Below are 23,712 nucleotides of genomic sequence, written 5' to 3'. Positions count from 1 at the left end.
GTTTGATACGGTTGTGATCAAAACGTGAAGGAGGCGCTTAAACGTGCAAACCCCCGCTGCCGCAGGCAAACGGACGCGCCGTCAAAGAGTTCTATGGAGCATCCGCAGAAACTGGATTTTGTACGTATTTTTACTGCCTACGCTGATCTATCTGGCGGTGTTCCACTATTGGCCGCTGTACGGGGTGCAGATCGCGTTTAAGAAATTCGTGCCCTCCAAAGGAATCTGGGACAGCGCATGGGTCGGCCTTGCGCATTTCAAGAAATTTTTTTCCTCCTATATGTTTGCCGATCTGCTCCGGAATACCATCCTTCTCAGCGTCTACCAGCTGATCGCCGCGTTCCCTTTCCCGATCATTCTGGCGCTGCTGCTCAACTACAGCGTATCAAATCGGCTGCGGAAGGTGACGCAGATGGTCACCTATGCCCCGCACTTCATTTCCACCGTGGTTTTGGTGGGCATGATGATGGTTTTTATGAGCCAAAGCGGCATCTTTAACCAACTGCTCGGCAAGCTGGGGGCAAAGCCGGTCCCCTTCCTGTCGGACGCGTCGCTGTTTCGCCACATCTACGTGGGGTCGCACATCTGGCAGCGCACCGGCTATAACTCGGTGATCTACATCGCGGCGCTGGCAGGCGTGAGCCCGGAGCTTCACGAGGCCGCGATCGTGGACGGCGCGAACAAGCTGCAGCGTATCTGGCATGTGGACGTGCCCGCCATCCTGCCCACGGCGATTATCCTGCTCATCATGAACACGGGCAACGTGCTGAGTATCGGCTTTGAGAAGGTCTACCTGATGCAAAACGACCTCAATCTGGGCGTGTCGGAAATCATCTCCACCTACGTGTACAAGATCGGTCTGCTAAGCGCTCAGTACAGCTACTCCACAGCCATCGGCCTGTTCAACAACGTGGTCAATCTGGTCATCCTGCTGTCGGTCAACAAGCTCGCGGACAGGATGTCGGGCACGAGCCTGTTGTAAGGGGGGAGTGAAAAATGAAAATTGCGCCTGTGCGTCGCACGCGCTTTGACGCGGTGTTCGACGGGATTTCCACCCTGCTGCTGGTGCTCGCGCTTCTCGTAGTGCTCTACCCGCTCTACTTTGTGTTCATCGCCTCCATCAGCGACGCGACCTCCATCAGCACGGGACAGGTGATTCTGCTGCCCAAGAACCTGTCGCTCGTGGGCTATAAGCGCATCCTGCAGGACGCGCGCATCTGGTCGGGTTACCGCAATTCCATTCTGTACACCCTCGGTACCACCGCGCTGGGCGTTACGACGACCGTCATGGCCGGCTACAGCTTTTCGCGCAGCGACCTCGCGGGGCGGCGCGTGCTGATGCTGCTTTACGTCTTCACGATGTATTTCAGCGGCGGACTCATTCCGACCTATCTGGTGGTCAAGCAGCTCGGGCTGATGGGTTCTCCCTGGGTGGTGATCCTGCTGGGCAGCGTTTCGGTCTATAACATCATCATCGCCCGCTCGTTCTTTTCGGGCAACATCCCCCCGGAACTCTTTGAAGCCGCCTCCATCGATGGATGCGGGAACGGCCGGTTCTTTATGAACATCGTGGTTCCGCTGTCCAAGTCCATCGTGGCGGTGCTGGCGCTGTACTACGCGGTCGCGCAGTGGAACGGCTACTTCAACGCCCTGGTCTACCTGAACCGCCAGGAACAATACCCGCTGCAGCTCATCCTGCGCGAAATCCTGATCAGCAGCCAGATGGTGCAGGCGGACATCAGCGATCTGGACGCCATCCAGGAGATGCAGCGCATCGCCGCGACGGTGAAGTACGGCGTCATCGTGGTGGCCTCGGTGCCCATGCTCCTGATCTATCCGTTCGTACAAAAGTACTTCGTCAAGGGCGTGATGATCGGTTCAGTTAAAGGCTGATGCGCGCAGGAACGGCGTTTCCTGTCGTCATACATCCCGGTTATTCCACATTAAGAAGGAGGAATCTTCATGCGCAAAACCCTTACCCTGCTGCTGACGCTCGCGCTGACTTGCGCCCTGGCGCTGCCCGCCGTGGCGGTCGACGCGGCGCTGCCGATCGTAGACGAACCGACGACGTTTACCATCATGGTGGACAAGGAAGACCTGTCGCAGAATACCTGGGCTGAGAAGGAGTGCGTGCGCTTCACGGAGGAGCAGACGGGCATTCACATTGAGTGGATCGAGGTTCCGCATTCCGGCTGGCAGGAAAAAGTGAACCTCGCGTTCGCCTCCGGCGACCTGCCGGACGCTTTTATCGGCGGGGTGGACGTGGTGAGCAACATGGACGTTCTGACGCCGCTGAACGGCCTGGTGGAAAACTGTGCGCCCAACGTCAAACAGCTCTTTGCGGACCTGCCCGACATGCAGGGCGCGCTGACGCTGAGCGACGGGCAATTTTACTCGCTGCCCACAGGCGACGCGGACGTGAAGAATATGGTCAACTCCGAGATGTGGATCAACAAGGCGTGGCTTGAAAAGCTGGGCCTGCAGGCGCCGCGCACGGTGGATGAATTTTACGACGTGCTGGTGGCTTTCCGCGATCAGGACCCGAACGGCAACGGGCTGAAGGATGAGATTCCGCTGCTCGTCTCCGCTTCCAGCGGCGCGGCGAGGATCGATTGCCTCTTCGGCTTTTTCGGTACCCTTGAAAACGACCACCACGTGCGCGTGCAGGACGGCCAGGTGATCTTTACTCCGGCGGAGGATGCGTACTTTGAGGCGCTGCAGTGGCTGCACAAGCTGTATGCAGAGGGCCTGATGAACCAGGAGTACTTCACCGAGGACTATCAGCAGTTTCTGGCCAAGGGCAATGCGGAGACCTGCGTCACCGGCATCGTGCTGGAGTGGTACATCGACAACATCATTCTGGGCAGCCACGTGCAGGACTTTACCTATCTGGAGCCCGTCGAAGGGCCGCACGGTCCGACGCTTTGGAGCAAGAACAACACGCCCAACTCGCCGCAGGGTTCGCTTGGCGGTTTCACGATCACCAGGAGCTGCAAGAATCCGGAGGCGCTGGTGCGCTGGTACGACTACATCAATTCCGATCTGGATATCCTGAACCTGTGGAACTACGGGCCCGAGGGCGTAATCTGGCGCTACCTGGACGACGGACGCTGGGAGGTCTTCACGGACAACGTGCCGGAAGGCTCGTCCTCCTCGCAGATTCGCCGCACGCTGGGTACCGGCCCCCGCGCACCGCTGTACGCCTATTCCCGCTTCCGCGGCCCGCAGGCGGAGAAGTTCGCGGATCGGATCGCGGCGAAGGTAGAGGCCAATGAGGTGTACCTGAAGTACGCGCCCGCGCAAAACATCCCCAACGGCTTTGGCGACGCGGAGGAAGAGGCTGAGCGCAACATGCTGCTCGTGGACATCAGCCATTACCTCGACCAGTTCAAGGCCCGCGCGATCGTGGACGGCATCGACGCAGAGGGATGGCAGGCGCACCTGAAAACGCTTTCCACGTTGAGCATCGACGAGTACGTAGGCTACTGGCAGTCCTATTACGACGCCCACAAATGACGATGCGAACTACAGGAGGCTGCCGCCGCGCGGCGGCCTCCTTTCATCCATTACAGGAAATGAGGAACGAAGGATGATGCTGGACAAGGTAATCGCGGCGGCATCTGCACAGGCCGTGCGCCGCGTATGGATCGTATCGGACTTACAGCAGCAGTACCCGCAGCGTGCGACGCACTGCATGACCCGGGCGGTGGACGATTTTCTTTCTCTGCGCATGCCGTGCGACGCGGTTTGCTACCTGGGCGACGCGGTCGAAGGACATGATCCGGGGTTTCTGATGGAAATGGCCCGGATGCAGCAGGAACAGCTTTCGCGCGTGCAGGCGCCGGTTTACTACGTGCTGGGCAACCACGACTTTGATTACTTCGCTTATCATGAAAGGACGCTCTCGGGCATGCGCCTGCCCTTTTGGGAATTCGTGCGCCCGCTGCCTCAGTGGCATACGCAGGAAACGCTGAGCGACCTGTATTACACGGCGGATCTCGGAGAATTCGCGCTCTGCTTTCTGACCGATCATGCGGACGCGGCGGGTCGCTGGTATACGACCCACGGTGAAATCCGGGGCGATAGCACGCTTTATCCTTATACGCGGGACGACTATCGCGCGGTGATGGCGCAGGTCGCCGGGCTGAAAAAGCCTGTCATTACGCTTTCGCATTACGCGTTTGCCGGCGGAAACCGCGCGGCGCCGCTCTATGACCAGTTTTTACCGCTGCCGGACAACGTACGCATGCACTTTTACGGGCACGCGCACATTGGGGACGCGGTCTGGGCGGGCAAGGACTGCCACCGCAAGATCGCCGCGGTGGACGGCCAACCGGTGATACAGGTCGACGTGGCATCGCTGGAAAATTACCGGGGCAGCGCCATCCGTTCGGTGCTGCTGGAGTGGTACGCGGCGGGGGAGATTGGCGTGCTGTTTCGCAATCATACGCTGCGCTGCTGGGATGACTGCCTGCTGACGCGTCCAGGCGACGGACTGCGCGCCGGAGAAGCGGCGACCTGAGCCCGCGCGAGATGGCGGCTTTTGAGAGGGCACGCGCGTTTTTGCTTGACGGATGCGGTCGTGTGACCGTATACTGAAATCATCTGAAAAAAACGACCGGAGGACGCTATGGCGAACATGCTGGATTACCTGCGCTGGCGGGGGGATCTGTCGCTTTCGGCGGACCCGCTAAACGACATCGACTCGCTCGTGCTCGCGGAGCTGTCCTACGTCTCCTTTGGGGAATGCCTGCCGGGGGGCAAGGCGCGCACCGTGGGCGAGGCGGCGCGCGCGCTGCTCGCCCTGGACCCCGAGGGGAAGCGCATTCACCAGACGGGCTATCTCTGGGAGGGCAACCGCGCCCTGCTCGCGCTTTTACCCGAATGTACGCGCTTTTCCGGCCTGCCCATCCTGAACTATACCAGCATCCTCAGCGAGGACGAGCAGCAGCAGTTCGGCGCGATGACGTTCGCCCTGCCAGGCGGTGCGGCGCTGGTTGCGTTCCGCGGCACGGACGACTCGCTCGTGGGATGGAAGGAGGATTTAAACCTTTCCTTTGAAAGCCCCGTGCCCTCGCAAAAGCAGGCGGCCCGTTACCTCGCGCGTGCCGCAAAGGCCGTCTCCGGCCTGATCACGGTCTGCGGGCATTCCAAGGGCGGAAATCTTGCCGTCTACGCGGGCGCCTGCGTGCCGGAAAAGGTGCAGGAACGCATCGAAAGCGTCATAAGTTTTGACGGGCCGGGGCAGGACGAGCGCGTGATCGACTCGCCGGGCTATGCGCGCATTCGCCAGAGGCTCCGGCTGTACATCCCCCACTTCTCGGTCGTCGGCATGCTGCTGGAGCAGGAAAAGCGCTATACGGTGGTCGAAAGCGACGAAAAGGGCATCATGCAGCACAGCGCGTTCTCCTGGCAGGTGGAGGGGCGGCGCTTTATGGAAAAGCCGGAGCTGAGCGCGGAAAGCCTGGAGGTCAACCGCATCCTGCGCAAGTGGCTGAAGGGGCTTTCGCCGGAGGACCGGCGCGTCTTTAGCGACGCGGTGTACGAGGTGCTCGCCGCGGCGGAGGAAAAGACGCTCGCGGACATGGGCGAGCGCTGGCAAAAGAGCGCGCAGGCGGTGCTCAAAGCGCTGCGGGGCCTTTCCGGCGACAAGCGGGAGGTCTTCCAGAAGGCGCTGGGCGATCTGTTCTCCATCGCGGTCAGCGGCATTCGCCTGCCCTGGGCGAAGGAGAAGAAGGATGATGAGGAAACACGGTTACCCTAAGTGTTTTTAAAACCCGCCCATAATAAGGAGATTTTAAAGATCGATCTGCGTATTACAGGAGGCTTTTCATGCGATTATTCGGAATTTTGTGCTTTGCGAGGTGGAATTGATGAAGGAACACAATATACAAATTGAAACGACAGAAGGTGACTTTTCCTTTAGGGCCGTTGCATTGATCATACAGAATAATCGTTTGTTAGTGGCTAAGCATATCGATCATGATTGTTATTATACTGTAGGCGGTCGTGTGAAGTTAAATGAAACGACAGTCAAGGCCGTTGTACGTGAGGCATTTGAAGAGACAGGACATATATTTGATATAGATAGATTGCTTTACGTTCAGGAACGGTTTACGCAGTTTTCTAATAAGAATCATCACGAGATCAGTTTTTTCTATTTGATGAAAGAAGGCGTGAACGTGGACATCCCGGAGGGATCATTTACAGACCAACCTGAAAAAGAATCGTTACATTGGCTTTCAATTGACAGGTTATCGGAAGTAAATTTGGTTCCTGAATTCTTAAAAACGAGTTTACGGAAGATCGATGAAGGGGTTCGGCATATTATTGTGGAGGAATAGAATCGTGCAGTAAAAAAGCAACCTCAAGCCAGTGAACAGTGAATTCGGCAACCGGCTTTCCATCCGCAGTCGTTGGACCTGCTCTGCTGCTATATCTCCAAGCGGGGCAGCCTTGCGGGGCCTGCCCTTGGGAAGCGGCGTTATCCCAGCCGCCAGCCCGGCCTGTTTACGGTTGTACCGTGTGACCTACTGCTTGATTTGTCTTATTTCCAGACCAAATGCCTCTGCTATCTCTCGGTTACTCTTTCCTCCTTGCCGCATGGTTGCTATTTTAGGCTCTATTTCCCCCAGTTTGGTGTCCTTTCGTTTTGTCATCATTTTACCCCCCCTGATGTAGTCTTGTTTCCCTACATCAGGGGGCTTTGTCTATTGTCCGTTTTTGCTGGGGCTGTTCACTTGCCAGGTATGCTATAGTGAGTATATCCAAACGCCGCTGGACGGCGGATGAAGGCTATTGTTAGGGGAGGAACCTTTAAATGGAAGGCGATACGGTGTTTTACGAGGACGAGGAAGTGGTCATTCGCGCCCTTCGGCGCTCGGATGTGTCCATTATCTGTCGGGAAGAGCGCCTGCAAGGCTGGAATTCCAAGGAGGCTGCCTATGAAAACCGCATACGTGACGCGAGCGCGGGGCGCTGCATCGCCCTGTGCGCAGAATACCGGGGGGAGGTCGCGGGGTACGTCAACCTGTACTTCGAGGCGGACGCCGGACCGTTCGCGGGCGCGGGCGTTCCTGAAATCGTGGACTTTGGCGTGCTGCAAAAGTTTCGGTGTCGGGGAATCGGCAGCCGGCTGATAGAGACGGCGGAGCGCATTGCCTCCGAGCGGGCGGACGTCGTCTGCCTGGGCGTGGGACTGCACAGCGGCTACGGCAGCGCGCAGCGCATGTACGTGAAGCGCGGCTATGTGCCCGACGGCAGCGGCGTGTGGTATCAGAACCGCATCTGGGGACAATACGAACCGTTTTGCAATGACGACGACCTGGTGCTGTACCTGTCCAAACGCCTGAAAGAAAAGAAGGGGGCGCTGTCGGGTGGATTATGAGATTTGCCCGATGGAACCGAAATACGCACGGGGAAGGCGCTTACGGAAGAACGGGACGGCACCCAAATTGTGGAAATGGAGATGGTAAAACGGCATGAAGCCTGAATTTTCGCCGGTGGATAAAAGAAACTGGCCCCGCAGGGAAACCTTCCAATACTTCACGCAGCAGGTAGCGCCCACGGCTTTTACCGTAAACGTGGACGTGGATGTGACCGACCTGCGCGCGGGGCTGAAAGCACTGGGAATAAAGGTTTTCCCCGCGCTGCTGTACCTTATAAGCTGCGCGATCTGTGCGCTGCCGGACTTTCGCCTTTCCCTGCAGGACGGCGTGCTCGGACGATTCAACGCGCTCAATCCACAATACCCTGTCTTTCACGAGGACGACGGGTCGATGACGTTTCTGTGGACGGAGTATGACGCCGATTTTTCGGTGTTTTATGCGCGGTATCTGTACGACCAGCGAACCTTCGGCGGCGATCACGGCATATTTTCCCGCAAGGGAGAGCCGCCGCAGAACCGGTACGTGATCGCCTGCATTCCGTGGTTCTCCTTTCGCAGCTTCTCCATGCATCTGCTGGACTTCGAGGGTTACTTTGCGCCCATGATCGAGCTGGGCGGTTACAGGGAGGAGGGCGGGCGCGTGCTCATGCCGCTTTCGCTGACCCTCCATCACGCGGCTGCAGACGGGTATCACGTGAAGCTCTTTCTGGATTCGATCACGGAGGGAATTGCCCATATGGAGCGTTGGATGAACGCGAAGGTCGAAGAATAAGCTTCCACAGGAAAAAATGCAAATCAGGGAACCTGTGCGCAAATTGGTTGCGCCAGTTCCCTGATTTTGTGATGGCGTCTTTAAAAGGAGGGGGCGTCCGTTGCCGTTCGCCCATCCGGGAAGAGGGTTCGCAAAAAGTGGAACGAGAAACAGGTTCTGACCCCGGGCGTGCTTTCGCAACGCACCTCTACATCGTGCCGCGCTGCAATTTCGCGGGCGATCGATAGGCCGAGGCCGCTGCCTGCGACGTTTTGCGTACCGCGCTTGGAAAAGAAGCGGTCGAAGATATGGTCCAATTCCTGCGGCTCAATGCCCTGTCCGTGGTCGGTCAACGTGACGGCACAGCCTTCAGGCGTCTCCGTCACTTCCACCTCTACCGAGCCTCCGGCCGCGGAGAATTTCACGGCATTGTCGAGGACGACGGTAAACATTTGGCGCAGCCGGCCATAATCGCCATAGACCAGAAAAGGACCGACCGCATTCGTGTAGACGATGGAAATATGCCGGGGCTCGCTAACCCGGCGCATGGCGCGCACGGCCTCCGTCAATACGTCGTCCAGATTGAGCAGCGTCTTATCGATTTGAAAGCCCGCGTTTTGGAGGCGTGTCAACTCGAGCAGGTCGTTTACAAGTCTTTGCAAATGGGTGATGTCGGAGAGCATCTGACGCACGTACGCTTTGACCTCGCCGGCGGAGGTGACGAGCCCTTCGTTCAGCACCTCCAGCGAGCCCTTGATGACCGTAACCGGCGTGCGCAATTCGTGAGAGATGGTGGAGAGAAAGTCCTGGCGCATCTGCTCCATCTCTTTGCGTTCCGATTCGGCGGTGCAAAGCCTCGCGGACAGCTCGTCGATATGACGGGCAAGGGCGCCGATTTCGTCGCTTTGCGAAACCTCTGTACGCGCGGCGTAATCGCCATCCATAATTTGTTCCGTCGCGCGCGCCATCCGTTTGAGCGGCGTGACGAAACGCCTCGCGAGCAGCACGGAAAGCGCCGAAGCCAGCACCAGCGCGGTCAGGAGGCAAAAGGCCAGAATGACGAGGCCGTCTTGCTGAGCGCGGCCAACGGCGTCGATTTTGCGGCGCAGCAGCAGCGCATACGCCGCGACGTCGTCCGCACCCTTTACGGGGGCGCCGACGGTCAGGGTCGAATCGAAAAAGAGCGAGGATGAGGCGCTTGCCACGCTGCCCTCGCTCAGCACCGCGCGGGCGAGCTCCGCAATGTCCGGCTCCAGCGGCGCTGCGGGCGCGGAACCGGCGCTTTGTCCCAGCTCGACCGTCCGTCCCGCTTTATCCACCAGCCACAGGTCGCTCATGGCGAAATCGCCGACGAAACGAAGATACGCGCGAAAGCCGCCGCCGTTGCAGCTGCCTTCGCAGTAGTTTTGCAGGAACTGCGAGACGGTATCCGCGATGGAGGCGGCGTGCAAGCGCAGATCCTGCGCCTGCAGTTCAGCGGTATGCAGCGTAAAGAGGAGGAAGAAGAGCCCGCCTACGACCATGGAAAAGAGCAGCAGCACGGCGGAAAAATATCCGATCAGACGCCGTGAGATTTTATGCTTCATCATCCGCGGCCTCAAACTTATAGCCCATGCCCCAAACGGTCTTAATCTGCCAACGGGGGTGCGGTACAGCGTCCAGCTTTGCGCGCAGCCGCTTTACGTGGCTGTCCACGGTGCGGCTGTCGCCGAAGTAGTCGTAGCCCCAAAGCAGGCTGAGCAGCGCATCCCGGGAAAACAGCTTCTCCCGGTTTTCCGCCAGCGTCCACAGGATTTCCAATTCCTTTTTGGTCAAGGGCACGCGCTTGCCGTCGATGGTGACGATTGCGTCGTCCAGAAAAATCGACAGGTTGTCAAAGACGAGCTGCCGCGATCTGCCGTTTTCGGCGGGGCGCTCGATGCGCCGCAGCACCGCGCGAACCCGCGCCATGACCTCTTCGCCGGAAAAGGGCTTGACGATGTAATCGTCCGCTCCGATGTCCAGCCCCATGATGCGCTCAAAATCCTCGCCCCGGGCGGTAATAAGGATGATGGGAACGCTCGATACGCGGCGTATCTTCCGGCAAAGCTCGAAGCCGTCTATTTTGGGCATCATGACGTCGAGCAGCAGCATCGCGAAGCGATCTTGCGCGAAACACTCCAGCGCCTGCGCTCCGTCATAGGCGACGACGGGCTCGAAGCCCTCCCGGCGAATGAATTCGCTCAGGATTCTTGTGATCTGCAGATTGTCGTCTGCAATCAGAATCTTATCCATGTTGTTCCTCCGGCGCTGCCCTTACCGCAGCGGATGGTTACGAATGTATGCGCTTCATTTTATCATAAAAACGGGCTAAAAAAAACACAAATTTGTCACGGATTCCTTGTATCCTGTCCTCATGACAGCACAAGGCCGTTTTTTTTCGGCCGCTTTGTGAAAAAGTGGACGAATGGATTCGGCGCTGCCAGAGTCCGGACTGAACGCCGGGCGCAGACTTAGGAGAATGGGAGGAAACAAATTATGATGGAGAAAAAGGTGGAAGTGCTTCAGAATCGCCGCGAGTTCATGAAGGCGACGCTGAAGGCGGCTGTGGGTTTGGCCGCCGTGAGCACCCTGAACCCGGTGATGAGCGTGATCGCAGAGGACGAAGCGCCCGCGCAGAAGGATTTTGAGTGGATTCCGAGCGCGCCGCCCTGCCAGCTGATCGAGGAGACGACGGGCGCGGATGCCAAGGCGGGAGTCCGTTCCTTTAAATTTACGACCGACGGACGCACCTGTTCCAAGAGCGTCACGTTCGATCTGGAAGGCGACGACATGATCTTGAAAAACGTCGTGTACGACGGCGGCTGCAACGGCGGTACGCAGGGCATTTCTGCGATGGCCGAGGGGCGGCCGGCGCAGGAGGTCGCGGATCTGCTCAAAGGAGTTATCTGCATGCTCAAGAAGTCCGGCTCTTCCTGCCCGATGCAGCTCGCTTTCGGCATTCAGCAGGCCATGCGCATCATCAAGGGTATCGAGTGCACGGGCTGCGTGAACGCGCCGGGCGAAATCTGCAAGACGGTCGCGGGAAATTAACGAGATTACTGGATAAGGAGTGTTCCGATTATGAAATGCAAATTTCTAAAGGCGATGTGCGCGGCGCTTGCGCTTTGCCTGCTCTCTACCGCCGCGCTGGCGGCGGCCTTTACACCCGGCACCTATACGGGCGCTGGCGAGGGCTACAAGGGCGACGAACTCAAGGTTGAAGTAACGCTGGGCGAGGACAGGATCGAATCGATCAAAGTGCTCGAGAATCAGGAGACCCCCACGATCGGCGGTGCGGCGATGGAAGCGCTGACGGCTCAGATCGTAGAGAAGCAGTCCCTGGAGGTTGAGGCGGTTTCCGGCGCGACGCTTTCCAGCAACGGCCTGCTCGTGGCCGTCGCCGCGGCTTTGACGGAGGCGGGCGCGGATCCTGCTTCCCTCGGCTTCGTCGATCCGCAGGCGCCCGTCATCCTGCCGCCCTGCATGCTGCTCAAGGAGATTGAGAAGCCCGCCGAGGGCGAGGCGGTTGAAGGCTACCGCTACTTCGACTACACGACGCAGGGCACCACCTGCTCTGACCAGATCACCTTTGCCATCAAGGAAGACGACTTGACCGTACATGATTTGAGGGTGTTTAACGGCTGCGATGGAACCTCTAAGGGCTTCGGCGCGCTGTGCGAAAACCAGACCATCGACTACTGCGTCGAGCGCATGGCCGGGATCCTCTGCCACGGCTCCAACGGTTCCTCCTGCCCGGATCAGTCCGCGAAGGCGCTGGCGCAGGCCAAAGTCTATCTGACCGGCGCGGACTGCGCCAACTGTGGCGCCGCGCAATAAGCGAACCGAACAGCTCTTTGATAGGATCGTCTGCGGGTACATAGAGAGGTCCCCCGTCCGGCATATCGTCGGACGGGGGACCTCTTTGCGTGCGCGCGGCGAAAGGATGTTAAATCTTAAACAGCAGGTCGCCATAGGTGGGCATGGGCCAGACGTCCGCGGGCATGAGCGTCTCCAGCCTGTCCACCGGCGCGCGCAGCGCCGCCATGGCGGGGAGCACACGGTCGCGATACGCTTCGGCGCGCGGCCTGCCCTCCGGCGCGCGGCCGGCATATTCGGCGGCCTCCAGCAGCGCGGAGAGGGCCTCCTTCGCTTCCTTTAACAGATCGCTGGCTTCGATGAGCAGCGATTCCTGGACGCTGACGTCCGCGCGCTCGCTGCAGCGCCTGACCGCCCCGATGGAATCGGCCAGAGTGGAGATGAAGGAAATGACCGCGGGGAAAATGTCCCTTGAAGCCATGTCGACCATGGTATGCGCCTCGATGGCGAGCGCCTTGCCGTACGTCTCGTAGCTGATTTCCGCCCGCGAACGCACCTCGGCCTCGCTGAGCACTCCGTATTTGCCGAAGAGCTCGACCGTCTCCCGCGACGAGAAGGCTGCGACGGCGTCCACCATGTTGTCGATGTTCGGCAGATCGCGGCGCCGGGCTTCCTCGACCCATGCCTCGCTGTAGCCGTTCCCGCCGAAGACGATGCGCTGGTGCGCGGTAATTTCGCGGGTGATCAGCGCCTTGAGCGCACCGTCGAAGTCGTCTGCCTTTTCCAGCTCATCGGCAAAGCCGTGCAGCGCGTCGGCGACGAGGGTGTTGAGCACGCAGTTGGGCCCGGCGATGGATGCGCTGGAGGGAACCATGCGGAACTCAAACTTGTTGCCGGTAAAGGCGAAGGGGGATGTGCGGTTGCGGTCGGTCGCGTCCTTTTTAATGAAGGGAAGTGTCGATACGCCGATCTTCATCCGTTCTCCCTTCTTGCTGTGCTGCAAGTGGCCTGCGACGATCTGCTCCACCACGTCCTCCAGCTGCTCGCCCAGAAAGACGGAGATGATTGCGGGCGGCGCTTCGTTTGCGCCCAGGCGATGATCGTTGCCGGGGTTCGCGGCGCTGAAGCGCAGGACGTCCGCGTGGTCGTCTACGGCCTTCAGGATGGCGGTCAGCATCAGCAGGAATTCGAGGTTCTCGTGCGGATTCTTGCCGGGGTCGAGCAGGTTTTTCCCTTCGTCCGTAATGAGCGACCAGTTGTTGTGCTTGCCGGACCCGTTGACGCCCGCGAACGGCTTTTCATGCAGCAGACAGACGAGTCCGTGGCGCAGCGCGACCTTCTTCATGGTGTCCATGACGAGCTGATTATGATCGCTTGCGATGTTGGCGGTGGCGTAAACCGTCGCGAGCTCGTGCTGCGCGGGCGCGACCTCGTTGTGCTGGGTCTTGGCGCTTACGCCCATCTTCCAAAGTTCCTCGTTCAAATCCTTCATATAAGCGCCCACGCGCTCCTTGATCGAGCCGAAGTAGTGGTCCTCCATTTCCTGACCTTTGGGCGGCATCGCGCCAAACAGCGTGCGGCCGGTGAAAAACAGGTCCTTGCGCTTCAGGTACAGATCGCGGTCGATCAGGAAGTACTCCTGCTCCGGGCCGACCGAGGGGATGACGCGCTTGGCGGCGCTGTTTCCGAACAATCGCTCGATGCGCAGCGCTTCCCGGCTCAAGACCTCCATCGAGCGCAGCAACGGCGTTTTTTTATCCAGCGCCTCGCCGGTGTAGGCGCAAAACGCCGTGGGGATGACGAGCGTTACGCCGCCCGCCCCTTCCCGCAGGAAGGCCGGGGACGTGCAATCCCAGACCGAATAGCCGCGCGCCTCGAACGTCGCCCTGAGACCGCCGGAGGGAAAGGAGGATGCGTCGGGCTCTCCTTTGATGAGCTCCTTTCCCGAGAAGTCCATCGCCGCCTTGCCATCGGGCAGCGGATGCAGAAAGGAGTCGTGCTTTTCAGCCGTAACCCCGGTCAGCGGCTGAAACCAGTGCGTATAATGCGTTGCGCCGCGCTCGATTGCCCAGTCCCGCATCGCCCCGGCGATGGCCTCCGCGATGGCGGGGCTGAGTTCCTCGCCCCTGTCGAGGCTTTTTTTGAGCTCGTCGTACATTTTCTTTGGCAGGCGTTCGCACATGACGGCGTCGTTGAAGACGTTTTGGCCGAACAGCCGGGCGGTGGAAGCGGCTTCCTTCATCTTTTATTTTCCCCCTTGAACGCATTTTGAAAAACAAAAAAGGCGCAGCCTGCCGGGCTGAACGCCTTTGTTCGCGGACCGTCTTTGCGATCCGCCTTTACCTTACACCTTTTTGTCTCAAATTTCAAGGCGAAAATGCAAGAAATAAAGATAAATTTTCATATTTAGCTATAATGAGGGGAAACGGTGTTTGAAATTGGCAAAAATATGACGGATTTGCAGGAGAAAGCGGGGAAATCTGTTTTGAACGCATTTCCGAGGACATGCGCGCATAGAATGGTAAGGCTTGTCAAAAAACGCCGCCCAGCCGCAACCTTCTGCGATGAAAAAATAGCCCAGCCGCATGCGGGCCGTGTCTCGCTTTTCGGCGGATTCCCTGCCAGGAGCCGCGCAGAAATCGAGGAAAATCGCGGGTTCATAGCCTTTGCCGCCGCCGAATAAAGCCTCAGTTGCCGGGCACAATGATGCCGTGGACGAAGGGAGGCATGACGATGCGGCGCAAGGCAATCATCGCCATTTGTATAACGGTCGCGGCGGCGTTTCTCGGGCTGTATCTTGATTTTCGCGTGACGGATACGCGCAGCCTGATGGCGGCGGCAAAAGCACAGCAGGTCGAACCCTACGCTTTTTATGTCAGGATGGAAAAGAGCGTAGACGCGCGCTATGCGGTGCCGACGCTGACGGCGGCGCACCGGGCGGAGGAATCGCTGCCGGACGGGGCCGTGATGGTGCTTGAAAACGCGAAAGACACGCGCATCGCGCTGACCAGCGCGTGCGCGCCCAAACTTACGACGCTTCAAACGGTCATCTACCGCATGCGAAACGCGCTGGGCAATCAAAAGGCACAGGTATGCCTGACCGGGCGGACGCAGCGGCGGGATATCGAGCAGGCGGCGAGGGATCTGCTTTCCGCGCTGGGTGACGAGCCGCGGGAGTCGCTGATTCAGGATTCCCTCGTATCGATTACAGGGGATACCGTGCAGGTCGCGCTGCGGCGGGATGCGCAAGGCGCCAGAGTCTACATCGGTCGTCCACACATCCCCATAGAGTATTAAAAAGAACGGAGGGGGTCTGTTTGGCACGTTTTACGGTGCGTGAGAGCCCGCCGCTGCGAGGCGAAGTGCGCATCGGGACATCCAAGAACGCGGTGCTGCCCATTATGGCGGCGGCGCTGCTCACCAAAGAGGAAGTCCGCATCAAGAGTCCGCCGCAGCTGAGCGACGTACACACGCTGCTGGAGGTGCTCCGCGACTGCGGGTGTGAGACGGAGACACAGGAGGGCCAGCTCCTGCTCCGCGCGGGCACGATTGGCAGTCCGGGCGGCTACGAATGCATGCGCCGCATGCGCGCGAGCGTGCTGGTCATGGGACCGCTGCTCGCGAGGGAGGGTCAGGCCCAGGTGACGCTGCCAGGCGGCTGTGCGATCGGCCAGCGCCCCATCGATCAGCATCTCAAGGGCATGGCAGCGCTGGGCGCGGAGATATCGATGGAGCACGGCGGCGTATTACTCAGGGGCCGTCTGCACGGGGCGACGATTTACCTCGACATGCCGAGCGTCGGCGCGACGGAGAACCTGATGATGGCAGCCTGCCTCGCGGACGGAACGACCCGTATTGAAAACGCGGCGAAGGAACCGGAAATCGTGGACCTCGCCATGTGCCTTTGTGAGATGGGCGGGCATGTGAGCGGCGCGGGAACGTCGACGTTGACCATCGAGGGCGTGAAGACCATGCACGGTACGCAGTACACCCCCATCACCGACCGCATCGAGGCAGGGACCATGGCCTGCGCTGCGGCGCTGACGGGCGGAGACCTGCTGCTCACGGGCGCGCGGAGCGATCATTTGCGCGCGCTGCTCTTTAAGCTGACGGAAGCGGGCGTGCACGCGGCCGATACCCCGGAAGGTCTGCGGGTGCGCGGGCGCGCACAGCACCCCATGGAGATTCGCACGATGGCGTATCCGGGCTTTCCAACGGATTTACAGGCGCCGATGATGGTGCTCTGCTGCCAGACGCCGGGGACGTCGGTTTTTCTGGAGACGATCTTTGAAAACCGCTACATGCATGCCGCGGAGCTTGCCCGCATGGGCGCCCGCATCCGGGTGGAGGACCGCGTGGCGATCGTCGAGGGCGTCAAGGCGTTAACCGGCGCGCAGGTGCGCGCGACGGACCTGCGCGCCGGCGCATCGCTTCTATTGGCCGGACTTTGCGCGCAGGGGGAGACGCTTGTGGAGGACGACGGAGGCCACATCGACCGCGGCTATGAACGCATCGAAGAAAAGCTGCGTGCGGTAGGAGCCGACATTAACAGAGTGCGCGAAAAGGCGCCAGGTTATTCGGAATTTTGATCGTTATAGCAGAAAAGGGCGCGAGGACGGGGAACCGGCTTTGCGCTCTTCTGCTGCACGCTTGTATCCGAACGTTTTTTGCTTTTTCCCGTTGACAAAAACGGATTTATCTCTTATAATATCTAACGTTGCAGCGGAAGCTGTCGGGTGTTTTATGCGGTCGTGGCGGAATTGGCATACGCGCACGTTTGAGGGGCGTGTCCAGCAATGGGTACGGGTTCAAGTCCCGTCGACCGCACCAAACGTACATAATCCGAACTACTCACGGCAGGTTGTACCTGTTGGTGAATGGTTCGGATTTGTACTTTACCTATAAACTAATAATCATAATGGGATGTCGGAAATGACACCCCATTTTTTTGTTCAATGGCAGCATTGACTTTTGATATACATAAGTGTTATACTTTTGTATATCAAAAGGAGGTGAACAGTTGACCAGCTCAAAAATGGGGCGTCCGACTGATAATCCCAAAGACAAAACACTTTTTGTCCGTTTAGATAGTGAAAGCAGCGAAGTGTTAGAAGCCTACTGTGAGCAAGAAGAAGTCACTAAGGCTGAAGCTGCTCGGCGTGGGATTAAGAAGTTGAAGGATGACCTCAAAAAATGAAGGAAGCGGCGGCCCCTCGCTAAAGTTACACGCCACTTCCCGAGCCGACACATGCCCGAAGGCAGATGCAGCGTAAATATTATAACATGCGCCGCAGGCCCTTTCAAGCAATGTCGGACAAGATTGTGAAAGGACGATACGATGCAAAGCATATTGGAAGAACGATATATGGGAAATATCGGTTTTGATGCTGGATACTCCCCCAAAAACTCGCCCTTTGTCAAATCCGCCAAGCGAAAACTGGACAGCATGGAAAAGCTGAACGCCATGCTGGACGATACCGGGAAGGAACTGTTTGATACATATTGTGATGCACAGGGAGATATTGAGGGGATCACCCGGTATGATACCTATACCGATGCTTTGAAGTTTGGTATCCTGCTTATGGTAGAGGTTTTTACATCCACTTACACCGTGGCAGGTGAAAGGGGTGCGGCGAAAGAATGAGCGATATTCTGACCGACCTATACTATGGCCGCATCTCCCCGTGGGAGCGCCACCCCATTTGTAGCACAGAGCGCCGGGAGATTGACCGGAAGATCGAAGATGAAAAGCGGTACTTCATTCAGAAAATGCCCCTTGACGATTGCCAGCGTTTTCAGGAGTTGGAAAACCTTTATACGCAATCCAGCGACACGGAACAGGTCGATGCTTTTTCTTATGGCTTCAAGCTAGGTGCAGAGCTGATGATAGCAATTTTCGCGGAGAGCAGATAAGCATCATTGACATTGTCATGGATTTGCAGCACAAGGAAAACACCAATACCAGCGCTAAAGGGCGGTGCACCAAGCATTCTCCCTTAAGACGGCAAGGGCCTCGCTTTGATCAAAAACGGGGCCCTCGCTTTTTCCGCTGATTTTTTCCTTAACAGCTTCAAAAAAAGAGCCTTGACGAATCAAAGCTCTTTTTTGGTGCCGGCAGTGGGACTTGAACCCACACCCTGTCGCCAGGAACGGATTTTGAGTCCGTCACGTCTGCCATTCCATCATGCCGGCAAAGCGCGGCCTGAGCCGCCAGCGCTCTATATTATACAAAAATTTACCCCGTCTGTCAACGGCTACAGCGCGTCCTGCGCGTCGCGCACGAGAAAGACGTAATCCGCATCCGGCGCCTGATGACGGATGACGCTAAAGCGAGCCTGTGATTGCTCTACGCCCAGAGAATAGGCGTGGGCCTCCGCCGTGCTGCTGTACAGATGGAGGACAAGGGAATCTTGGGTGAAGGTGCCCGACTCGAGCGCGCTTCCTTCGATCCGCACGGAGCCGTCCACGATGCCGGATTCATCCTGCGCTTGCTTGGGCTGGCGCACGCAGGCGAAGAGTACGTTTTCAAACCCTGCGGGAAGCGCCTGCCCCTGGCCTGCACCGCCCTTTTGAAGCCAGACATCCAACGCCAGGGCGAGCGCCGCCTCGCGCTCGTCCGTAAGCTCCTGTTCCGTCATGATGAAGGCGGCGTTCTTTTCCGAAATGAACATCAGGTGCAGATACGAGAGCGGGTCGGCACCCGAAGCGGTAAGCATTTCGCGCGTTTTATCGTAATCGGCAGCGCTGTAGCCGTCCTCGAGCGTCACGTGAAACCCGTTGACGCCCTCGCTTAAAAGTTCAGAAAGCGCCTGCGCCGTTCCGACCACGCTGAGCGTGCCGTAGGTCGCGGGATCGCGCGTGGGGCGAAGATGCACCAGCGTATCGGCGTCGAGCGCGCGCAGCTTTTGGTACAGCGTGCTGCGCACGCCGTCCGCGTACAGGTGCAGGGAGAGGTAGTGTCCGTTGACGAGCACGCTCTTATAGGAAGTGCCCGGCTGGGTGCCGGTGATGTCGTTGGCGCGGTCCCGCCCGTCGCGCGAACCGGACATCAGAATCGTGCCCGAGCCGCCGCAGAGGGAGCAGGTCGATCCACCGACGCTTCCCCGCCCGCCGCAGGTAGGGCAGGATACCGTCTGTGTCTCGCCAAGGACGGGGGCCGCATTCAGCAATATCAGCGTGCACAGCACGCAGATCAAAACAAAGCGCTGTAACGTCCTCAATATCCGAACGCCTCCTTTTATGAAAAAACTTTAACAGAACGTAACACTTTTGTCATAAATCGATTATATCATGGAACCAATGGATTGGCAATATTTTTTGTGCAGCGCCATGTGTGGGCTGCGCAGATCTGGGAGGAAGAGGAATGCTCGCCATTTTGTCGCCCGCAAAAAACATGAAAGAGGGATGCTCCCCGATGGGGGAGACGGTTCCGATCTTCGCGCACCGCGCCGAATCCTTGCAGGAGCGGATACGGGCACTTTCACCTTGGGAGATTGAGAGCGCGATGCGGGTGAGTCCGCAGCTGGCAATGAAGGCATTTGCCCTGCATCAATCGTTTGCCCAGGCGATTCCTCGCCCTGCGGCGTTTTCCTACGACGGCCTGGCGTATCGGAGCCTTGACGCCGCCACGCTGGGCGAGGAGGCGCTTTTAAGTCTCCAGGCGCGCGTACGGATTTTGAGCGCCCTGTACGGCGTGCTGCGCCCATTGGACGGCATCCGTCCGTATCGTCTGGAGATGGCCTGCCGCGTCCGCGTCGAGGGAAAAAGCCTGTACGCATATTGGGGCGGGGACATCGCGCGGGCGCTGTACGCGCAGACGGACGTGGTCGTCAACCTGGCTTCGGAGGAGTATGCTTCCGCCGTGCGTCCCCATGTTCCAACGCATGGACGCCTGATCGACGTGGAATTTCAAATGCCGCACAAAGGGCGGCTTCGCGTGCTGCCAACCTATGCGAAGATGGCACGCGGACGCATGGCGCGGTTCATCGCGGTGCACGCTGTCGACGACCCGGACGACCTGCGCGGCTTCTGTGAGGACGGATGGCAGATAGACCCGGTGAGGTCGCTCGGAAACCGGATGATCTTTACGCGGCAGGCGCCGGTCAGCACTCCTGAAGACTAAGCATCGGCTTTAATCGGGCGAAGAGGCGACGATGAAACCAGTTTGCGGGCGGCAAAGGCCGCCCGCAGAGCTTATTCGTCTGTGACCTGCACGTTCTCGCGCCCAAACACGTCGAATACGTGGTTCAGGCGCTTTTGCGCGTCGGCCTTTTCGTCGTGCGTCGCGGCAGGGTCGCCTTCCTGCACGATTTTAAGTCGTGCGGGCACGCCGCCCGCCTTTTGAAGCGCCTGCTCGATGACGGCACGCTTTTCGTCGCGCGCGAGCAGGTTCATGTAGATGGCGACCGCCGGATTTTTGGGGAAAGAAAGGACGTACGCTCCGTCCTTGTAGCCCGCATAGCGCCCCATGATGAGCGAGCCGAAGATCATCGGGGAGTTGCGCTTGACGTCCAGCGTCATGGCCTCCCAGACGTCGTCCGGAGGGCGGACGCCCGCGGGCGGCGTGTTCCCGGGCGATGCAGGCTCCGCAGGCTGAGCGGAAGCCGGCGCCTTCGGGACGGGCGCGGTCTTTGGGGCGCTCTGCGTTTGCTGGGGGGACTGCGTCTGTGCGGCCGGCTGTGCCTGCTGAGCGCTTGGGACAGACGACGCAGCGGTGAACGCCCCGGCGGCCAGCTTTTTTTCGAGCAGATCCACGCGCTCCACGAGCGCGGAAAGCGTGAGGGCGTCCTCGGGTTCGCAGGCCCGCACGACCGCGACCTCCAGGGCGATTCGCGGCTGCGAGGCCCACTTCATGTCCGTCTCACAGGCGAGAAACACGTCCAGCATGCGCAGCAGGCGCGTGCGGGAACAGTCCTTGACCTGCGCGCGGTACTGCGCGGCGTCCTCGGAGGTGATGTCCAGCAGCTCGCAAAGGCCGTCGCCGCATGTCTGCGCGAGCATCAGGGCGCGCAGGTGCCCGCTGAGGTCGCGCGCAAACACCTGCGGTTCGCGGCCGCGCTGCATGAGCTCGTCTACCATGGAGAGGCAGGCGGCCGCGTCGCCGGACAGCAGCGCGCCGGAAAAGCGGAAGAGAAAGCCCCGGTCGCTCGCGCCGAGCACCTGCAGCACCACGTCCTCCTGCAGCGTGCCGTCCGCGTAGGAGAGGCACATGTCCAGGATGGAGAGCGCGTCGCGCATGCCGCCCTCGGCGGCGCGGGCGATGCGCTCCAGCGCGGCGGGCGAGGCCGTGGCCCCCGCGCCCTCGGCCGCCTGGGCGAGACGGCCGATGATCTGCTTGACCGGGATGCGTGAAAAGTCAAAGCGCTGGCAGCGGGAGAGGATGGTCGCCGGCAGCTTCTGCGGCTCGGTGGTCGCGAGGATGAAGACGACGTGCGCGGGCGGCTCCTCGAGCGTCTTGAGCAGCGCGTTGAAGGCTCCGGCGGAGAGCATGTGCACCTCGTCGATGATGTACACGCGGAATTTGCCGCTCTGCGGGGGGTACTTGACCTTTTCGCGCAGGTCGCGGATTTCATCTACGCCGTTGTTGGAGGCCGCGTCGATCTCCACGATGTCCAGATTGTTGTCCGCGAGGAGCGCGCGGCAGGTGTCGCACTGGCCGCAGGGTTCGCCGCGGTCGGGGTGTTCGCAGTTGACGGCGCGCGCGAGCACCTTCGCGGCGGAGGTCTTGCCTGTGCCGCGGCTGCCGCAGAAGAGATACGCGTGGGCGATGCGGCCGCTCTGCACCTGATTGCGCAGCGTTGCGATGACGCTCTCCTGACCGACGAAGTCGTCGAAATGCGCGGGCCGCCACTGGCGGTAAAGCGCCTGATAGGACATATGAACGATTCCTTTCGCCTGATGATCTTTTCCTTTATTATCCCCTTTCGGGGAGAATTGCGCAAGTGTTTTTTAGCTTTGCGCCCCAGGCCCGTGCGCGACGCGATTCCAAGGGGGGAAGCACGCGCATATCTGAGGCTGCGGGCTCATAGGCTTGAAGCGTTCTATGCGACATTTTGGGCAGGCAAAAGCATAAATGGTGAAATCTGCTCTTGAAACGATTAGCCGTCTAATGTATACTACTTCTACTTCAAAATGTAACATCAATCAGGATAGGAGAACGAGTTTTATGAAGCATTCAAAAAGGAAATGGGCGATCGTGATCGCCGTCGTGCTGGTAGCGGTCGTCTTTGCCTGCGTACTGCTGATGCAGGGAGGGAGCAGGCAGCTGACCGTGGCGTCTCTGAGCCTGGACAGCGCGCAGGCATCGCGCGGGGACATTTCCGTGACCGTTCATGGCACGGGCTCGCTGGAGGCGTCTGAAAAGCAGGACGTGTACCTGAAGACCGGCGGCCGCGTGGAGACGATTTATGCGCAGGACGGCGACGAGGTGGAGGCGGGCGAGCTGCTCTTCACCCTTTCCAACGACGACCTGTACGACAAGCTGCGTTCGCTGACCGATGAAATGTACCAGCTCGACCTCGAGCTTTCGGCTTCGGGCATCCGCGGCGCGGCGACCACCGTGCGCGCCCCGGCGGACGGGCGGGTAAAGCTGCTCAAAATCGAGGACGGCGACGACCTCCTGACCGTGCAGAACCAGTACGGCGCGCTGATGGTGCTCTCCACCGACGGGCGCATGAACGTGACGGTGCCCGCGGGCGAGCTGTACGTGGGCCAGAGCGTCAAAGTATACGTGGACAGCAAGGTGGAAAGCGGCTCCGTGCTGCGGGTGGAGGACGGAAAGGCGGTCGTCGCCATCCAGAACGACTCCTATACCATCGGAGAGACGGCGATCGTGCGCCTGGAATCCGGGGCTGAAATCGGCAGCGGCAAGCTGGAGCTGAGCAAGCCGCTTCGCATCACGGGCGTTTCCGGCAAGATTCGCCGCGTGTCGGTCAAGGAAAACGACAAGGTGGACGCTAACGAGCAGCTCTTCACGCTGGAGGACGACGCCGTATCGCTGGAGCTTGAAAAGAAGCTGCTGGAAAAGGAACAGAAGCAGCGCGACATCGACAGCGTGCGCAGGGACATCGAGGCGCTGGAGGTACGCGCGCCCCTCTCCGGCATGGTGGACGGCATTTCCGTTTATGAAGGGATGAGCGTGCAGGAAGGCGCAGCCGTAGCGACGGTGCTGGGCAGCGACCGCATGAAGGTACGCCTTACGGTCGACGAGCTGGATATCGCTTCCGTGCGGGCGGGGCAGAATGCGGTCATCAAGCTGGACGCGCTGCCGGGCAAGACCTATACCGCGAGCGTGGATCGCGTGCTGCCGCTGGGCACGCGCACTGGCGAGATCACCAAGTACGACGTCATCCTCTACATGGACGGTCAGGACGGCATGCTGCCGCAGATGAGCGCTTCGGGCGACATCGAGGTGGACCGCGCCGGGAATGCGCTGCTCGTGCCGGTCGCAGCCCTTCAGACGGTGGGCACGGACCGCTACGTGATGCGCATGCCTACGGACGCGGATCTGGCGGGCGCCAGCATCACGCGCAGCACGTCGCGCAACCCCTTCATGAAGCAAAACGACGCGGCGGTGCTTCAGTCGGTCGCTCCGCAGCTCATGGTGAAGGTGGAGGTCGGCCTCGTGGCAGGCGAGGAGGCGCAGATTCTCTCCGGCCTTTCGGACGGCGAGGAGGTCGTGCTCGCCCGCAGCGGGAACAGCCTGATGGACACCATGATGTCGATGAGGAGCATGTAA

General features: G+C 59.6%; 23 protein-coding genes and 2 tRNA genes. 19 read left to right on the top strand and 6 right to left on the bottom strand.

What is annotated here, in order from left to right; genetic code table 11:
* The first annotated feature begins 43 nt into the window (after positions 1–43).
* From C1725_RS17645 to C1725_RS17610, 8 genes are all read left to right on the top strand, one after another.
* Positions 44–982, top strand: a complete 939-nt coding sequence (locus tag C1725_RS17645; RefSeq protein WP_102412999.1) for an ABC transporter permease subunit — start codon at positions 44–46, stop codon at positions 980–982.
* A gap of 14 nt (positions 983–996) precedes the next feature.
* Positions 997–1,893: an ABC transporter permease subunit gene (locus tag C1725_RS17640; RefSeq protein WP_102412998.1), complete on the top strand. Its 897-nt coding sequence runs from the start codon at positions 997–999 to the stop codon at positions 1,891–1,893.
* Positions 1,894–1,962: 69 nt separating this feature from the next.
* Complete coding sequence (locus C1725_RS17635; protein ID WP_102412997.1) at positions 1,963–3,516, top strand: extracellular solute-binding protein; 1,554 nt, start codon at positions 1,963–1,965, stop codon at positions 3,514–3,516.
* 73 nt (positions 3,517–3,589) lie between these two features.
* Positions 3,590–4,522 carry a metallophosphoesterase gene (locus tag C1725_RS17630; RefSeq protein WP_102412996.1) on the top strand — a complete coding sequence of 311 codons (933 nt, stop codon included), beginning with the start codon at positions 3,590–3,592 and terminating at the stop codon, positions 4,520–4,522.
* Between the two features lie 108 nt (positions 4,523–4,630).
* Entirely contained in the window at positions 4,631–5,764 is a 1,134-nt protein-coding gene (locus tag C1725_RS17625) for an Mbeg1-like protein (protein ID WP_102412995.1), read from the top strand.
* Between the two features lie 109 nt (positions 5,765–5,873).
* Positions 5,874–6,344: an NUDIX domain-containing protein gene (locus tag C1725_RS17620; RefSeq protein WP_102413385.1), complete on the top strand. Its 471-nt coding sequence runs from the start codon at positions 5,874–5,876 to the stop codon at positions 6,342–6,344.
* A gap of 476 nt (positions 6,345–6,820) precedes the next feature.
* Entirely contained in the window at positions 6,821–7,387 is a 567-nt protein-coding gene (locus C1725_RS17615; RefSeq protein ID WP_102412994.1) for a GNAT family N-acetyltransferase, read from the top strand.
* A gap of 94 nt (positions 7,388–7,481) precedes the next feature.
* Positions 7,482–8,159, top strand: a complete 678-nt coding sequence (locus C1725_RS17610) for a CatA-like O-acetyltransferase (RefSeq protein WP_102412993.1) — start codon at positions 7,482–7,484, stop codon at positions 8,157–8,159.
* An 80-nt stretch (positions 8,160–8,239) separates the two neighbouring features.
* Here the strand turns inward: C1725_RS17610 and C1725_RS17605 are convergent, their stop codons facing one another.
* Together C1725_RS17605 and C1725_RS17600 are read right to left on the bottom strand one after the other, a co-directional pair.
* Positions 8,240–9,727 (bottom strand): ATP-binding protein, encoded by a 1,488-nt coding sequence (locus C1725_RS17605; protein ID WP_102412992.1) that lies wholly within the window; start codon positions 9,725–9,727, stop codon positions 8,240–8,242.
* Entirely contained in the window at positions 9,714–10,412 is a 699-nt protein-coding gene (locus tag C1725_RS17600; RefSeq protein ID WP_102412991.1) for a response regulator, read from the bottom strand. Before C1725_RS17600 ends, C1725_RS17605 begins: the two co-directional genes overlap by 14 nt.
* Before the next feature lie 243 nt (positions 10,413–10,655).
* Between C1725_RS17600 and C1725_RS17595 the strand changes: the two genes are divergently transcribed.
* The gene (locus C1725_RS17595) at positions 10,656–11,210 is read left to right on the top strand and encodes a TSCPD domain-containing protein (RefSeq protein WP_102412990.1); all 555 of its coding nucleotides are present in this window, start codon (positions 10,656–10,658) and stop codon (positions 11,208–11,210) included.
* Positions 11,211–11,240: 30 nt separating this feature from the next.
* Positions 11,241–11,996, top strand: a complete 756-nt coding sequence (locus C1725_RS17590) for an FMN-binding protein (RefSeq protein WP_102412989.1) — start codon at positions 11,241–11,243, stop codon at positions 11,994–11,996.
* 109 nt (positions 11,997–12,105) lie between these two features.
* Here C1725_RS17590 and C1725_RS17585 read toward each other — a convergent pair whose 3' ends face one another.
* Complete coding sequence (locus C1725_RS17585; protein WP_102412988.1) at positions 12,106–14,217, bottom strand: glutamine synthetase III domain-containing protein; 2,112 nt, start codon at positions 14,215–14,217, stop codon at positions 12,106–12,108.
* A gap of 186 nt (positions 14,218–14,403) precedes the next feature.
* On the opposite strand from C1725_RS17585, the gene C1725_RS17580 reads away from it, so the two are divergent.
* From C1725_RS17580 to C1725_RS17555, 7 genes are all read left to right on the top strand, one after another.
* Entirely contained in the window at positions 14,404–14,658 is a 255-nt protein-coding gene (locus C1725_RS17580) for a hypothetical protein (RefSeq protein WP_102412987.1), read from the top strand.
* A gap of 50 nt (positions 14,659–14,708) precedes the next feature.
* The gene (locus C1725_RS17575) at positions 14,709–15,272 is read left to right on the top strand and encodes a YwmB family TATA-box binding protein (protein ID WP_102412986.1); all 564 of its coding nucleotides are present in this window, start codon (positions 14,709–14,711) and stop codon (positions 15,270–15,272) included.
* A gap of 20 nt (positions 15,273–15,292) precedes the next feature.
* Complete coding sequence (murA, locus tag C1725_RS17570; RefSeq protein ID WP_102412985.1) at positions 15,293–16,564, top strand: UDP-N-acetylglucosamine 1-carboxyvinyltransferase; 1,272 nt, start codon at positions 15,293–15,295, stop codon at positions 16,562–16,564.
* Positions 16,565–16,720: 156 nt separating this feature from the next.
* Positions 16,721–16,805 (top strand) — tRNA-Leu (locus C1725_RS17565).
* Positions 16,806–16,995: 190 nt separating this feature from the next.
* A complete protein-coding gene (locus tag C1725_RS19535) occupies positions 16,996–17,172 on the top strand; it encodes a hypothetical protein (RefSeq protein ID WP_346026810.1) in 177 nt (58 codons plus the stop codon).
* 141 nt (positions 17,173–17,313) lie between these two features.
* Positions 17,314–17,619 carry a DUF6809 family protein gene (locus tag C1725_RS17560; RefSeq protein ID WP_102412984.1) on the top strand — a complete coding sequence of 102 codons (306 nt, stop codon included), beginning with the start codon at positions 17,314–17,316 and terminating at the stop codon, positions 17,617–17,619.
* Entirely contained in the window at positions 17,616–17,888 is a 273-nt protein-coding gene (locus C1725_RS17555) for a DUF6809 family protein (RefSeq protein WP_102412983.1), read from the top strand. Before C1725_RS17560 ends, C1725_RS17555 begins: the two co-directional genes overlap by 4 nt.
* 193 nt (positions 17,889–18,081) lie before the next feature.
* On the opposite strand, the gene C1725_RS17550 is transcribed toward C1725_RS17555, so the two are convergent.
* Together C1725_RS17550 and C1725_RS17545 are read right to left on the bottom strand one after the other, a co-directional pair.
* Positions 18,082–18,167, bottom strand: a tRNA-Leu gene (locus C1725_RS17550).
* 62 nt (positions 18,168–18,229) lie between these two features.
* Positions 18,230–19,195 (bottom strand): DnaJ-like cysteine-rich domain-containing protein, encoded by a 966-nt coding sequence (locus C1725_RS17545; RefSeq protein WP_146009290.1) that lies wholly within the window; start codon positions 19,193–19,195, stop codon positions 18,230–18,232.
* A gap of 143 nt (positions 19,196–19,338) precedes the next feature.
* Here C1725_RS17545 and C1725_RS17540 point away from each other — a divergent pair, with 143 nt between their 5' ends.
* On the top strand, positions 19,339–20,097 hold the full coding sequence (locus C1725_RS17540) for a peroxide stress protein YaaA (RefSeq protein WP_102412981.1): 759 nt from the start codon (positions 19,339–19,341) through the stop codon (positions 20,095–20,097).
* Positions 20,098–20,168: 71 nt separating this feature from the next.
* Here the strand turns inward: C1725_RS17540 and dnaX are convergent, their stop codons facing one another.
* Positions 20,169–21,851, bottom strand: a complete 1,683-nt coding sequence (dnaX, locus tag C1725_RS17535) for a DNA polymerase III subunit gamma/tau (protein ID WP_102412980.1) — start codon at positions 21,849–21,851, stop codon at positions 20,169–20,171.
* 289 nt (positions 21,852–22,140) lie between these two features.
* On the opposite strand from dnaX, the gene C1725_RS17530 reads away from it, so the two are divergent.
* A complete protein-coding gene (locus tag C1725_RS17530) occupies positions 22,141–23,712 on the top strand; it encodes an efflux RND transporter periplasmic adaptor subunit (protein ID WP_346026809.1) in 1,572 nt (523 codons plus the stop codon).

This window comes from Beduinella massiliensis (assembly GCF_900199405.1).
GTDB classification, from domain to species: Bacteria; Bacillota; Clostridia; order Christensenellales; family Aristaeellaceae; genus Beduinella; species Beduinella massiliensis.
The sequence above is the reverse complement of the archived record's forward strand: the minus strand, read 5'-3'. Positions and strand labels throughout refer to the sequence as shown.

What these genes read in the sequence shown, in the direction of transcription:
- C1725_RS17635 (WP_102412997.1), top strand. Translation starts at nt 1,963, where the DNA reads ATGCGCAAAACCCTTACCCTGCTGCTGACGCTCGCGCTGACTTGCGCC.
- C1725_RS17600 (WP_102412991.1), bottom strand. Translation starts at nt 10,412, where the DNA reads ATGGATAAGATTCTGATTGCAGACGACAATCTGCAGATCACAAGAATC.
- C1725_RS17605 (WP_102412992.1), bottom strand. Translation starts at nt 9,727, where the DNA reads ATGATGAAGCATAAAATCTCACGGCGTCTGATCGGATATTTTTCCGCC.
- C1725_RS17575 (WP_102412986.1), top strand. Translation starts at nt 14,709, where the DNA reads ATGCGGCGCAAGGCAATCATCGCCATTTGTATAACGGTCGCGGCGGCG.
- C1725_RS17590 (WP_102412989.1), top strand. Translation starts at nt 11,241, where the DNA reads ATGAAATGCAAATTTCTAAAGGCGATGTGCGCGGCGCTTGCGCTTTGC.
- dnaX (WP_102412980.1), bottom strand. Translation starts at nt 21,851, where the DNA reads ATGTCCTATCAGGCGCTTTACCGCCAGTGGCGGCCCGCGCATTTCGAC.
- C1725_RS17585 (WP_102412988.1), bottom strand. Translation starts at nt 14,217, where the DNA reads ATGAAGGAAGCCGCTTCCACCGCCCGGCTGTTCGGCCAAAACGTCTTC.
- C1725_RS17540 (WP_102412981.1), top strand. Translation starts at nt 19,339, where the DNA reads ATGCTCGCCATTTTGTCGCCCGCAAAAAACATGAAAGAGGGATGCTCC.
- C1725_RS17620 (WP_102413385.1), top strand. Translation starts at nt 5,874, where the DNA reads ATGAAGGAACACAATATACAAATTGAAACGACAGAAGGTGACTTTTCC.
- C1725_RS17530 (WP_346026809.1), top strand. Translation starts at nt 22,141, where the DNA reads ATGAAGCATTCAAAAAGGAAATGGGCGATCGTGATCGCCGTCGTGCTG.
- C1725_RS17610 (WP_102412993.1), top strand. Translation starts at nt 7,482, where the DNA reads ATGAAGCCTGAATTTTCGCCGGTGGATAAAAGAAACTGGCCCCGCAGG.
- C1725_RS17630 (WP_102412996.1), top strand. Translation starts at nt 3,590, where the DNA reads ATGATGCTGGACAAGGTAATCGCGGCGGCATCTGCACAGGCCGTGCGC.
- C1725_RS17625 (WP_102412995.1), top strand. Translation starts at nt 4,631, where the DNA reads ATGGCGAACATGCTGGATTACCTGCGCTGGCGGGGGGATCTGTCGCTT.
- C1725_RS17555 (WP_102412983.1), top strand. Translation starts at nt 17,616, where the DNA reads ATGAGCGATATTCTGACCGACCTATACTATGGCCGCATCTCCCCGTGG.
- C1725_RS17640 (WP_102412998.1), top strand. Translation starts at nt 997, where the DNA reads ATGAAAATTGCGCCTGTGCGTCGCACGCGCTTTGACGCGGTGTTCGAC.
- C1725_RS17615 (WP_102412994.1), top strand. Translation starts at nt 6,821, where the DNA reads ATGGAAGGCGATACGGTGTTTTACGAGGACGAGGAAGTGGTCATTCGC.
- C1725_RS17595 (WP_102412990.1), top strand. Translation starts at nt 10,656, where the DNA reads ATGATGGAGAAAAAGGTGGAAGTGCTTCAGAATCGCCGCGAGTTCATG.
- C1725_RS17560 (WP_102412984.1), top strand. Translation starts at nt 17,314, where the DNA reads ATGCAAAGCATATTGGAAGAACGATATATGGGAAATATCGGTTTTGAT.